Here is a 12,530-nt window from a genome sequence, read left to right as displayed (position 1 = left end):
GGCTAAGGTAATAAAAGAACCTGACTATAAATTGATGATCGCCAATCGTCGGGAGCAATAATCATTCAACTTTCAACGGCGGGCCCACCACGGACATTTCATTGTCTTCGAAGATCTTCGCCATCTCTTCTTTGGTCGGTTCATGATCCAGTGCTGCGGTGGTGACGAAAAAGCTTTCCATTTTTCCAGCAGGTTGAAAGGTTACTGTCATCTTTCCTTTTGTTGATACCTGTGTCCATGCGTGAGGGACTTTCATGGGCAGAAAGATGGTATCTCCGGCAAAGGCCCTGAATTTCTCATCACCGATCTGAAAATAGTATTCGCCCTCAACTACATAAAACACTTCATCTTGCTTGTGATGAACATGTAATGGTGTTCCGCGTCCTTGTGACAGTGAGGTCTGTTCGAATATGGCAAAGCCTCCATCGGTGTCATCACCGGAAATTTTAACATCAAGTATATTGGAGTTGACGCCTTTCAGTTTTATGTGGCCATGGGTTTTGCCCTCACCGGCTTTGGTAACAAAACCTTTATCAGTTCTTGTCAGATATTTCTGATGTTTGGAAAAGGCTGATAATGGAGCGATGGATGCTGCCGCGAGTGTCGCGAGGAATCGATTTCTTTTCATAATTACTTCAGATTTGAATATCCATTAAGGAAGAGAAAAAAAGTGTATAAAGAAAGCGTTCCGTGCCGGGAGGACAATATTGGCGGTGAGTTATTGACTATTGCCGGTATTTATTAACGTCTATTTTAATGAAACAAGTCGTAGGAGTGAAGTATGGGTCGTTTAAGATTAAGAGGAATTGTATCAGAATTCTACACTTTCGTATAAACTTGCAGGCATGCTCCCATTCTAGTTTTGTGTCATCAACAAATAATAAAAACACAAACAAATGGGAAAGACAATTTTTATTACCGGAGCCTCCAGGGGGTTTGGTAAAATCTGGGCTAAAGCATTTTTAAAACGCGGCGACAAGGTTGCGGCTACCGCGAGAAATCTTAATGATCTTAATGACCTTGTAAAAGAATTTGGAAGCTTAATTCTTCCGATTCAACTCGATGTAAATAATCGTAAGGATGTATTCACAGCGGTAAAAAAAGCAAATGATCACTTCGGTAGCATTGATGTGTTGATCAACAACGCCGGTTACGGGCTATTTGGTACTGTAGAAGAAACAACTGAAAAAGAAGCGCGCAATCAGATTGAGACGAATGTTTTTGGATTGCTGTGGGCTTCGCAGGCGGTATTGCCGATTATGAGAGCACAAGGTCGCGGGCATATAATCCAGGTGTCAAGCGTTCTGGGCATCGTCACATTGCCAGTCCTTGGAATCTATAATGCATCAAAGTTTGCTGTTGAAGGACTCAGTGAAACACTTGCATCAGAAGTAGCAGGTTTCGGTATCAAGGTCTCGCTTATTGAACCAAATGGTTTCTCTACTGATTGGGCTGGCGCATCCGCCGCCGCTACTACGCCAATGAAAGAGTATGAAAAAGTACGGGCAGATTTCCAGGCGGGATTGACAGAGGATATTTTCGGAATTCCGGACGCAACCACCGAGGCAGTGGTGAAGCTGGTCGACTCACCAAATCCACCATTGCGCCTTTTCCTTGGCAAGATGGCGCTTCCATGGGTGAAACAGGTAACTGCAGCGCGCATGGAAACATGGGAGCAATGGGCAGATGTTGCAGACAAAGCACACGGAAAGTAGATCGTAATAAACTTATTTTAACCGGAATCGGTTAGCATATACAGCCTTGACTGGATAACGTCAAGGCTGTAATCATTGGCAATCTATGAATCATTACAAAACAATATCCGAACTTCATCAATCCAACGGGTTTCCTGCACCTGAAAATCCTCTGATCAGCATCGTCAGCTGCAATCCATCACGCGCTTGCTCTATTGGCACCAGTGAGTTCACGACTGATTTTTATATGCTCGGATTTAAGAAAATGAGATCCGGAAGTATTCTTTACGGTCGAACAAAATACGATCACAATTGTGGTAGCTTATCGTTTGTCAAGCCGAGACAGGTGATAGAAATAAAAGATGTTCAGCTTGAAGAAGATGGGTTTCTGATGTTTGTTCATGAAGATTTTTTCAATGGACATTCCCTCCATTTTGACGTCAGGAAGTACGGTTATTTTGAATACGAGATAGCCGAGGCTCTTTTCCTTTCACCGAAAGAAGAGAGGATCATTCGTGCGATTATAAAAAACATTGAATTGGAAATACAGAATAATCAGGATGAATACAGCCGCGAAATAATACTTGGTCATATTGATTCATTTCTAAAGTATTCTCAAAGATTTTACAAACGACAGTTCATCAACCGAAATGATCTCTCGGGTAAGACTGTCTCCAGGTTCAATGAGCTGTTAAACAATTATTTTGAGAAGAAAGCTCTTAGGGATAATGGATTGCCGTCAGTAGCGGAGATGGCATCTCAATTAAATCTATCCCCTCGTTATCTCAGCGATACGCTGAAGCAGGAAACAGGAAAGACAGCAATGGATCTGATTCACATCTTTTTGATATCAGAAGCAAAGAACTTGTTGAAAGTAAGGGAACAGAATGTTTCTGAAATCGCATATTCACTGGGATTTGAAAATCTACCCTATTTTTCACGATTGTTTAAAAAAGAAGTGGGGGTTAGTCCAAATCAATTTAAGAAAGTGCATTTGAATTAATAGTACTGGATTCCTTAGGTTAATTTTGAATTTTTGATCGTAGTAGTATTGTCTATCAAATTGCGATCTTGGGAGAGTATATTTATCAATGAAGATTATGGCGACCAGTAAAACCCATTTTGCTCCTGAACTACACATCCCGAATGGAACCGTGAATATTGATTTCTATATAAGGTTTGGGACGGTTGAGCATTTTTGTTTGAGGAACGATGACGGCAGCATTCATGTGGCTGAGCTCGAGATCAGCGGTGCAATTTTTCATTTACATGAAATCACACGAGGTGTCAATGCTCTTGAACCCAACACTGCTAAGGGAGTGACATCGGTGATTGGCTTGTTTGTCCCCGATGTGGATGAAGTGATGCGTAAAGGTATTGAAGCAGGGGCGACGCTGATCAATCCTGCTACCGATCACGATTACGGGTATCGCCAGGGTATGTTTAAAGATCCTTTCGGTCACTATTGGCAAATCCAGAAGAAAATCTGATGATAGGTACAAGCAAACCCGTATCAGTTACCAATGATCTAAGCTAATTTTTTTCGTCCTGATCGAATACAAAAACGGAGTCAGCTTGTATTTTGAAGATCCTGTTTTCAAGCGGCCCTGCAAAAGCTTTCATAAAATGTATGATTACGGTTCTACCGGTCAGAGAATCAAACTTCTGGGCGTCTAATGTCGTGTACGATTTGAGCCAGTAATTTTCCCGGGAGGACTTATCATAAATAAAAACAACGGGTCCGGTAACCGTGATGCTGTCAATCTTAATCTGCTTTGTCTGCATTTTATCCGCCTGAGGTTTCGATCGGTTTATGATCAGAAAGATGGCGAGCAGACAAATTGATAAGATGCCGATTGCAAGTACTTTTTTGAGCATATGTAGTCAATTTGAAAAGTTCTTCAGTAAATATTCTGTTCGTAGCTGTTTTCGGTCTGGCAAAGGTATTGTTAGTAGTTAGTAATGTGAAGCTGTTTGAGCCTATCAGATTTCCGATTACTAGTTCATTACATTATTTAATTTTCTATTTGCCGATGCAGAATCTTCTCTTAATTGAATGTCAATACGTTACGCCGGATGCGTTGCAGGATTTTAGAAGTGTTTACCTTACTACCGATTACCAAGCATTAAAAATACACAATATCTTCTTTGATAAATTTGCGGCTGAAATCTAACTATTCCTTCGTCTCTAACTCATTTTCAATGGCAGTGATCGTTTGCTGAACATCTCGAATAAGCTTTTTATAGTAGGTAAGCATGTACTTGCGAAGATGGATATTCATTGTCACCGCATTCTTTAGAGGATAATTGTTAAGTATTTCGTCCTGGTTAATGGGTCTTCCTACTTCCACACGGCAATGACATTGATCGATTTTATGACTTCCGGCAAAAGTATTCCGAACTGAAACTGATGGTCATCTTTGGACTCAAAATCAATGACGTTTTTGTAGCCGAAATCGTAAAGTGTGGTGATACGTTGCCTCAGTGAATCGTTTGAAATAATATCCAAACCCTTTGACTTTACAGTTTCGTACGTACTGTTATTAGGAAGAGTACGTGCGGAATATGGCAAATTGCTCAGGTGGAAACCGATAGAATCAGAATAGGGGATTTCTTTGTTCAAGTACTGAAGTACGACCAGGTTCGATCTCAACCTCTTTACATTGAAATCAATATTGAACTGGATATCGTTTAGATCAAATTTCAAATTATTTTTGATCTCTGTGAGATACTTGACCTCGGTCTTCTCCAATTGATAATTGGTGTATGTCGTGTCGATCTGTAAGGCGATCAGGATCCCAAGGACTACAAGAATAATTTCACCTAAGGCATACCTGATATACTTTTTAACGTTCCCATTTTCCGCCAAACTTTGCCGGGCTGATCTGAATATTTTTGCCATTGATTATGTCCTTGTTTATTTGCTGATACAGAATCGTAGCATGATATTAGCAAAGAACACCTCACTACAAATGAGTAAGCATAAAAATACACAAAAATCTTTTTTGGAAAGTGGCGATCGAAATTTATCCTATGAAGTTTTCTCTTTCTTCAATTTTGTTGATTGAAATGACATCATGGTCTTATTTACATCCGGGCCTTATCATTTTTATCCTTTAAATCATTTATAAAAGGTTGGTTGTAGAATCGTTTTCCAGTAATTCTATATAACGCATTAGCCACGGCTCCAAAGACCGGAGGAAACGGTGGTTCACCCAGACCAGTAGGATCAACTTCACTTTTAACAAAACTTACCTCAATCTTCTTCGGCGCCTCTTTGTGTCGGATCATCCTGTAGCGATTGAAGTTACTTTGTCCTGACACACCATCCTGATGAGTCAAGCCTCCGTAAAACGCATTTCCAATTCCATCCACCACGGCTCCCTGTACCATATTAGCGGCTGCATCGGGATTAATGACGACACCACAATCAACTGCACTGAACACCCGCTCAACGTATGGCATACCATCCTTGGTGACAACGTCAACAACATGAGCAGCATAAGAGTTGTGACAGAAATAAGCTGCCACTCCACGACTGTATTTTTTATTTTCAGAATTATTCCATCCCGATTTTTCTTTAAGCAAGGTTAACACACCTGCATATCGCTCAGCATCATACTCATTATTTTTTCCAACCGGGTTTTCTTTGGCCCGTTTTAAAAGCTCAATCCTGAAATCGATAGGATCTTTACCAGCCATTTCCGCCAGCTCATCCAGAAAAGACTGTTCTGCTGCTGCATTGAAGTTTGATCGTGGCGCACGGAAGGCTCCGATCGTTATATTGGAAGGTATTGCCCAGCCTTCGGCGAGGTAGTTGTCAATTGCTCCAGCGGGAAATCTATTTGGATGAACAGGATGCTCCGGTATTCCACCTCCTTTAACATGAAACGCGATCACATTTTTATTTGCATCCAATGCTGCGCGATAGGTGGCAGTATACATTGGGCGATAGATTCCGTATGTCATGTCATCTTCACGAGTATAAACCAGTTTTACAGGAGCCTTTACCTTTCTTGAAATAAGAGCAGCTTCTGTCATATAGTGGCCGTATGCTCTCAGTCCAAAGCCTCCGCCCATCCGGGTCATTTGAATTTCTATTTTATCAGCTGGAAGCTTCAGGATTTTTGATAGGGTAGGCTCTATCCATCCTGGCGCCTGATGCGGTCCTATTAACAATGCCTTTTCATCGGTTACATGCGCATAGAAATTCATGGGCTCCATGCAATTGTGTGCAAGGAACGGTGCCGTGTAAGTGCGTTCTAAAACTTGTGCAGCTTTTGCGAAGGCAGCCTCCGGGTCTCCATCTTTTCTTAACTCCTGACCCGCCTTCTTAGCACGCTCTGCCATTTTTTCTAACTGTGTGGTTGTAGATTCAAGCTCGGATGGAATTACCACTTCCGTTTTACCACGAAAACCTGCAATGGTTTCTTTTGTTTCGCTTATCTGTTCCCATGTTGCTTTTAGTTTTTTACGTGCGTTCATGACTTCCCACGTAGTTTTGCCTACAACAACCAGAAGATCATTAAATGTTCGTGTATCAAAAGCAGCTTGTTCGAAGCCATCCTCATATAATTTCAGTGTAAAGACGTCTTTAATTCCAGGCATCTTCAAGGTTTCCGTAGCATCAAATGACTTAAGTTTTTTGCCGAAACCAGGAGGATGTTCAATCATCGCGATCAGCATTCCTTCCTCCATGCGATCCATTCCAAAAAGCGGTTTACCTGTTACGATTTTTAGTCCTTCAACATTCTTGCTTGAGTTTCCAACAATGTTGAAACTTTTTACATCCTTTAGCTTTAATTCCTTGGGAATAGGGTTAAGCGCAGCTGTAGAAGCAAAGTCACCATAACTTCCAGACTTGCCAGTTTTTTCATGATAGAGCATTCCAGCCTTTGTTGTCACTTCATCAACAGGTACGTTCCAGGATTTCGCTGCGGCTTCTCTTAACATCTGACGAGCTGCTGCACCGGCTTCACGAAGAGGTTTCCAGTACATCCTTACGGAATTGCTTCCGCCAGTAAATTGCGGCCCGAGTTTCACATTGTCGTGTGGACCCATTTCAACAATCACTTTTTTCCAATCAACGTCCAATTCTTCTGCGACAATCATCGGAAGTGAGGTCATTACATTTTGCCCGAATTCCGGATTCGGATTAAGTATCTTAATAATATTGTCTGAGGTTATTTTAATATAACCTGTTAGCTCTTTCCATTCTTCTGAGGAGTCGAATAGATTTATCTTATCGTCTGATACATATTTGGCCAACCCGGTAAAGCTAATCATGAGCCCACCGCTTGCAAGAATTGACGACTTTAAGAATGATCGTCTGCTTTGTGAAGTCTTTATAATATTTTCCATTTTAGTTCTTTTAGAAACTGGCTCAATTTATTTTTGTGCTGACGCAGACCTGATAGCATCGTTAATGCGCAGATAGGTTCCGCACCGGCAAATATTACCGGTCATCGCCGTTTCAATTTGTGCATCGGTTGGATTAGGGTTCGTCTTGAGTAATGCTGCTGCGGACATAATCTGTCCTGTCTGGCAATAGCCGCATTGTGCTACATCAAGCTCGAGCCAAGCTTTTTGAACCGGGTGATCACCATTCTCTGAAAGGCCTTCGATCGTAGTAATCTTTTTATTGGCAACTGCCGACACCGGTAGTGAACAAGATCGCACCGCAGTACCCTCCAGATGAACTGTACAGGCACCACATTGTGCTATACCACATCCGTATTTAGTTCCGACAAGATTGAGATGTTCCCGAAGTACCCATAAGAGTGGGGTCTTTGGATCCACATCCACCGCTAGTTTTTTGCCGTTGATGTCCAGGTTGAGAGTTGCCATGCACTAAGAATTTAAATGTGTTTATAAGTTACAAAAATCTTACTGTTGATTTCTAGATTCCCTTCGATTGAATCTTTTCGCGATTTTTCTTAAATGCTTTTTCAATCACATTCAATCTGGCTTTACGTGGATCGGGTTTCACCACAACGTTTCCGTCCAGATCAATGTCAAGAATTTCTTCTTTCATATTGTCGTAAAGCGGCCATACTGGTAAGTCTTTTCCGTTTGGATTACCTGTCCTGGCGAAATTTGCCCAATACGTGTTCATCACTCTTGCAAGTTCTTTTTCCTGAGTTGTTGGTTCACCAGGAGCGCCCCATCGCGAATTGAGGGTATTGAATGCAAAGGATATGTCTGCTCCATGACCAGCCCCATACCGTGAGCGTTCCCGGCCAGTTGGAGAAACATAACCGAATTGAAATATATAAGCTGGCTGACGTTTGGCTACATACGTTCGCGCAGTCATACGTGCCGGCTCACCCCATACCCAGTCCGTATTAAACTTTGTTTGCACTTCTGCGAAGTCTTTATTTCCTTCTGGATCAAATGCAGCTTTTGCCTCTGCTTCATTTTCACCGAACTGAGCAAACAACGCTTCCTTTGAAGTAGCATTACTTACAAATGATCCACCAACTTCGCCGCTGCAATTGCCGATCATAATGGGCACGTGTGTCTCTCTTCCGGCTTTGTATGCACTTTCTGCAGTTTCTACTACCAATTTTCCGTCGAGGATGGGTCCTGAATAAATTCGAAGACCAGAGCTATCGTTTTCCTGACCACCGTCCAGTATTTCTTCAACGCTTAAAGAACGAAGCTTTGCAAGGGCTTCCGCATCGGTGCTTTTGATCTTATGCTTTCGTGCGAAGTTTATCCCAGTTGTTTCTGCTGAAACAGGATAGAGCGGATCGGCATTTTCTTTATTAATCGGTCTGCCAGTAAGGACACCATCACGACCACCACTTGAATGACCTATCGCTTTATGAAAAAGTCCTTTCGCGGCTGGAATTGTTAAAAGTGTGTGGATTGATACGCCTCCAGCTGAAAATCCGAAGATCGTCACGTTATTAGGATCTCCACCGAAGGCTGCAATATTTTCTTTTACCCACTTCAGTGCTGCAATCTGATCCATGTAAGCATAGCTGCCTTTGTACTCTTCGGGATGCTCTTTGTTCAATGCAGGAAATGCAAAATGACCGAGACGGCCAAGCCTGTAGTTAAAGTTTACAAGGATCACACCTTGTTTGGCAAATGAAGTTCCGTCGGATCCACGATCAGAACTACTCCCTGCAACAAAAGCACCACCATGAATCCAAACCATTACGGGTAGTTTTGATTTCTGTGTAGCCGAAGCCGGCGTCCATAGATTTAGAAATAGACAATCTTCAGAAGTCTTTGCGGTCGATCCTGGCCAAAGCCGCTGAGGACAATCAGCACAATACTTACTGGCGTCACGAACATCTTTCCAGGGTTTTACCTGCTGCGGCTGGCGCCAACGAAATTCGCCGACCGGAGGTGCTGCATACGGAATACCTTTATAATATGAAACGTCTCCCTCTGTTGCTCCACGCACAATGCCCGCGGCAGTTTTAGTTTCCGGTCCATTGCTTTGCTGGGCCTGAAGAGCCGTAACAAAAAGAAACAGCGCAATTCCGATTGAAAATTTTTTCATTGAAGGGTTCAGTTTAAGGTTTCTATTGTTTCTGTGATAGATGGATTATAAATCGAGTTTTCTGCTTGTCAACCATTTGACCATACCAGGGTCACGATGATCGAAGAATGCACTGCTGTTCTGATCAAGTGTCTGAATAGTTTGGATGTCTTCTGTACTGAGCTGGAAGTCGAAGATGTTGAAGTTCTCTTCCATTCTTTCCTTTCTAACCGATTTTGGTATTGCTACTATGCCTCGTTGTGTTAACCACCTCAATACAACCTGTGCAATGGTTTTATTATACTTTTTTCCAATGGAGGCCAGTAATTCATTCTTAAATAGATCATTTTTTCCCTCTGCAAAAGGCCCCCAGGATTCTATCTGTATATTATTGTCTTGTAGAAATTTCTGCGTTTCTAATTGCTGATGAAATGGATGGGTTTCTATCTGGTTAACGGCAGGGACGATTTCATGAAACGCAATTAGATCCGCAACTCTGTCTGGATGGAAATTACTGATGCCGATGGCGCGTACCAGGCGTTCCTTATATAATTCCTCCATCACTCTCCAGGCGCCGTGAACATCATTGAATGGTTGATGGATCAGGTACAAATCGAGATAGTCAAGCTGAAGCTTCTTAAGAGACTTTTCAAACGCCTTTTTTGCTTTATCATAGCTTACATCCTGAATCCAGATCTTTGTAGTGATAAACAACTCTTTACGTTGCACACCGCTTTTTCTGATCGCATTTCCAACAGCTTCTTCGTTCATATAGGAGGCAGCGGTATCGATCAGGCGATAACCTGTTTGAATTGCATCGTTAACACTTCGTTCGCATTCACTCAGATCAGGAACCTGAAATACTCCAAAACCCAGGACGGGCATCTCTACTCCATTATTTAGTCTAACAGTTGGCGTGGATATATTCTCAGATAATGAGTTAGCGCTTTCACTTTTCGTTTTCATATTTATTGATATTAACTAGTTCTGCCTTTTTCGCTCATTCATTTTTGCGACAGGGCACCAGCAAAAACCTTTCGAGCCGCGTCAGCGTCTGTTTTACTCACCGATTTTTCAATCGTCACAAATACTTCTTCAATTTGATTTTTGGTAATGCCTTGCTTCATCGTCAATGCCAGGTGGGAGGCAAGCATTGGCTCAACACCTGTGCCGAGAGCGATCAGTACCGAAATAGTTGTAAGCTCACGTTCAGCAAAAGTCAAGACATCCCGTGAAAAAAGATCAGCAAACAAATGCTCTTTCAGAAAAATATCAATCTCCGGACTAAAGGCACCATAGCCGCTGGTTGGTTTTTCTATCGGACCATCGGTTGAACGACCACCAAGTCTTGCCAGATTCTTCCAACCGGTTTCATACTTATGCAAGTCGTTGACAGGAGTGGCTTCGCTTCCGATGTTGTCGTTGATCCCCCTTGTCTTTCTTTCATCGAGCGTTGCCATTAACGTTTGAAGGCCACTGATACTTCTTGGGAAACCGCAATAGGCATACAAATGAACTAGCACTTCCTTACATTCATTAATAGTGAGACCAGCGTCAAGTCCTGAGTTGAGTACTGATTTTAGTTTGATCAAATCACCTTTCGCGGCGAATGCTGAAATTAAAATGATCGATTTTTGTTTTTCGGTCAGCGGTTTGACCTCTGATCGAGTTTGTGCCTGTGTAATGTCATGCGTTTGCGATGAGCACATGAATGAAGGCAAGATGAAGAGTATCGTCAGTAGTTTCATTTTCTGTCTGGATTTTGTTGGCCTGATGGTTATTTATCCAGTTTCTTCTCTTTTAACCATTTTGACATAAGATCGGCGACTTCAACGTTGTTCAGGTCAGAGAATGGAAAATGGGTGTTTCCTTTTATTCCAACTTCCGGGAGATGAACAACAGTGACATCACCACCATGCTTATTTACAATATCACGCCAGCGTCTTGCCATTTCCAATCGTGCCCTCCATCCATCTGTACCAGGGTTTGGATCTGGCTTGGAGGGAATATTGTCGCCATAATAAATAATGATTGGAATCTTCGTCAACTTCATAAAATCATCCATTGGTCTTCCAACTGCCGTAACCGGACCTGCCGAACTTTCGATGGATGATGGAATTTCACCGTCTGGGAAAATGAAAGCACTTCCCGGTTCGTATGAAACTATTGCTTTGATTTTACTATTCTTGACTGCGGTGAGCCAACCGAAACCACCAGCGTGCGAGTGAGTGACAAGTATGCCTTCTCCAATTTGTTCAAACAACTTTGAAACAGCATCGGAGTTGACATCATAATCAAATCCCCCAATGTTCGGAGCCATTTGTCTGAAGTACTGGTTAAGTGTTTCGGGGTCTTTCGCAAACTGCACCCCCGGAAAGTAATTTGGCCAAACCCCAATACGAAATGTGCCGAACCATGTTTGTTCGTCGGGAATAGGAATAATTTTAACGGAATCCATACTGCGGCTCGCTCTTCCTCTTCTCGGTTGATCAATTATGTAAACACCAAAGCCTCTCCTTAAAAATATGTTTTGATAGCCCTCTCGTCCATCAGGTGTTGTTTCCCATGTTTTTGAAAACTGACCGACCCCATGCCACAATACAAGAGGAAGTTTTCTTGGGGTGACGGGAATCTGATAGAACACATAAGCGTGATCACCGTGAAATGTTTGTCCAGCGGATGTCCGCTTGATTGGATCAAAAGTGCCTGGATTAGTTTTTACGGTACCCCCGATGGCAAAGCTTCCCTGGTCCTGAATGAGGAGTGGTTTTTTTTGTGCGTAGCCGAAGCTAGAGGACAAAGTAAATGCTGTGAGAAGAATGAACTTAATTTGTCTGTGATTCACCATGTTGTTCACTTAATTTCTTTGGAATTAATTTTTGTATTCAACTTCCGTTACTTCCTGTTGCCAAACTGTTTCACCCAGGTGACGATTTGTTATAGCAATTTGTACAAAGGCAGTATCAACACTTGCTCCATGCCAATGAAGTACGTTTGCAGGACATTTTACGACGTTACCCTTTCGAATTATTTTCTTTGCTTGTCCTTTCTCCTGGTAGTATCCAACTCCGTCCATCACCAACAGAATCTGGCCACCGGGGTGCAGGTGCCATTTTGATCGTGCACCGGGTTCGAACGTTACGTTACCAACAGAAGTCGGATTAAGACTATCCGCGTCCATCAGATTTTGCAGATAGGCTGTGCCAGTGAAATTGTTATTGGTGATCTTGTTTCCCTTTGGAAATACACTGTTCGTCAAGGATTGATGAAAGTCGTGCTTATCCTGCGTGCAGGCAGTTATCAAGAAAAGGAAGATAGCGAATCCTGAAATTTTCTTCATA

General features: G+C 42.3%; 14 protein-coding genes. 3 read left to right on the top strand and 11 right to left on the bottom strand.

The genetic code is table 11. The annotated features are described in order from the left end of the window. Positions 1–61: 61 nt before the first annotated feature. The gene (locus HOP08_01290) at positions 62–628 is read right to left on the bottom strand and encodes a cupin domain-containing protein (protein NOT73530.1); all 567 of its coding nucleotides are present in this window, start codon (positions 626–628) and stop codon (positions 62–64) included. A gap of 268 nt (positions 629–896) precedes the next feature. Here HOP08_01290 and HOP08_01285 point away from each other — a divergent pair, with 268 nt between their 5' ends. The 3 genes from HOP08_01285 to HOP08_01275 all read left to right on the top strand — a co-directional run bounded on the left by HOP08_01285 (position 897) and on the right by HOP08_01275 (position 3,184). Beyond that, on the top strand, positions 897–1,715 hold the full coding sequence (locus HOP08_01285) for an SDR family NAD(P)-dependent oxidoreductase (protein ID NOT73529.1): 819 nt from the start codon (positions 897–899) through the stop codon (positions 1,713–1,715). An 85-nt stretch (positions 1,716–1,800) separates the two neighbouring features. Further along, positions 1,801–2,697: a helix-turn-helix transcriptional regulator gene (locus HOP08_01280; GenBank protein ID NOT73528.1), complete on the top strand. Its 897-nt coding sequence runs from the start codon at positions 1,801–1,803 to the stop codon at positions 2,695–2,697. Between the two features lie 97 nt (positions 2,698–2,794). Further along, complete coding sequence (locus tag HOP08_01275; protein NOT73527.1) at positions 2,795–3,184, top strand: VOC family protein; 390 nt, start codon at positions 2,795–2,797, stop codon at positions 3,182–3,184. Positions 3,185–3,227: 43 nt separating this feature from the next. On the opposite strand, the gene HOP08_01270 is transcribed toward HOP08_01275, so the two are convergent. The 10 genes from HOP08_01270 to HOP08_01225 all read right to left on the bottom strand — a co-directional run bounded on the left by HOP08_01270 (position 3,228) and on the right by HOP08_01225 (position 12,529). Beyond that, positions 3,228–3,572 carry a hypothetical protein gene (locus HOP08_01270; GenBank protein NOT73526.1) on the bottom strand — a complete coding sequence of 115 codons (345 nt, stop codon included), beginning with the start codon at positions 3,570–3,572 and terminating at the stop codon, positions 3,228–3,230. A gap of 296 nt (positions 3,573–3,868) precedes the next feature. Beyond that, positions 3,869–4,045: a hypothetical protein gene (locus tag HOP08_01265; GenBank protein ID NOT73525.1), complete on the bottom strand. Its 177-nt coding sequence runs from the start codon at positions 4,043–4,045 to the stop codon at positions 3,869–3,871. Further along, positions 4,036–4,596, bottom strand: a complete 561-nt coding sequence (locus tag HOP08_01260; GenBank protein ID NOT73524.1) for a hypothetical protein — start codon at positions 4,594–4,596, stop codon at positions 4,036–4,038. Before HOP08_01260 ends, HOP08_01265 begins: the two co-directional genes overlap by 10 nt. A 185-nt stretch (positions 4,597–4,781) precedes the next feature. After that, positions 4,782–7,055 (bottom strand): xanthine dehydrogenase family protein molybdopterin-binding subunit, encoded by a 2,274-nt coding sequence (locus HOP08_01255; protein ID NOT73523.1) that lies wholly within the window; start codon positions 7,053–7,055, stop codon positions 4,782–4,784. A gap of 27 nt (positions 7,056–7,082) precedes the next feature. Next, on the bottom strand, positions 7,083–7,541 hold the full coding sequence (locus tag HOP08_01250; protein NOT73522.1) for a (2Fe-2S)-binding protein: 459 nt from the start codon (positions 7,539–7,541) through the stop codon (positions 7,083–7,085). Positions 7,542–7,593: 52 nt separating this feature from the next. Beyond that, entirely contained in the window at positions 7,594–9,210 is a 1,617-nt protein-coding gene (locus HOP08_01245; protein ID NOT73521.1) for a carboxylesterase family protein, read from the bottom strand. 45 nt (positions 9,211–9,255) lie between these two features. Further along, entirely contained in the window at positions 9,256–10,155 is a 900-nt protein-coding gene (locus HOP08_01240; GenBank protein NOT73520.1) for an aldo/keto reductase, read from the bottom strand. Positions 10,156–10,193: 38 nt separating this feature from the next. Then, positions 10,194–10,898, bottom strand: coding sequence for a carboxymuconolactone decarboxylase (locus tag HOP08_01235; GenBank protein ID NOT73519.1), 705 nt, complete (start codon positions 10,896–10,898; stop codon positions 10,194–10,196). 68 nt (positions 10,899–10,966) lie between these two features. Next, positions 10,967–12,037 (bottom strand): alpha/beta hydrolase, encoded by a 1,071-nt coding sequence (locus tag HOP08_01230; GenBank protein NOT73518.1) that lies wholly within the window; start codon positions 12,035–12,037, stop codon positions 10,967–10,969. 24 nt (positions 12,038–12,061) lie between these two features. Continuing rightward, positions 12,062–12,529 (bottom strand): cupin domain-containing protein, encoded by a 468-nt coding sequence (locus tag HOP08_01225; protein NOT73517.1) that lies wholly within the window; start codon positions 12,527–12,529, stop codon positions 12,062–12,064. Between the last annotated feature and the right edge of the window lies 1 nt (position 12,530).

The organism is Cyclobacteriaceae bacterium, assembly GCA_013141055.1.
In the GTDB taxonomy this organism is placed as follows: domain Bacteria; phylum Bacteroidota; class Bacteroidia; order Cytophagales; family Cyclobacteriaceae; genus ELB16-189.
Note: the sequence above shows the minus strand (reverse complement) of the source record. Positions and strands in the feature narration are given on the sequence as shown.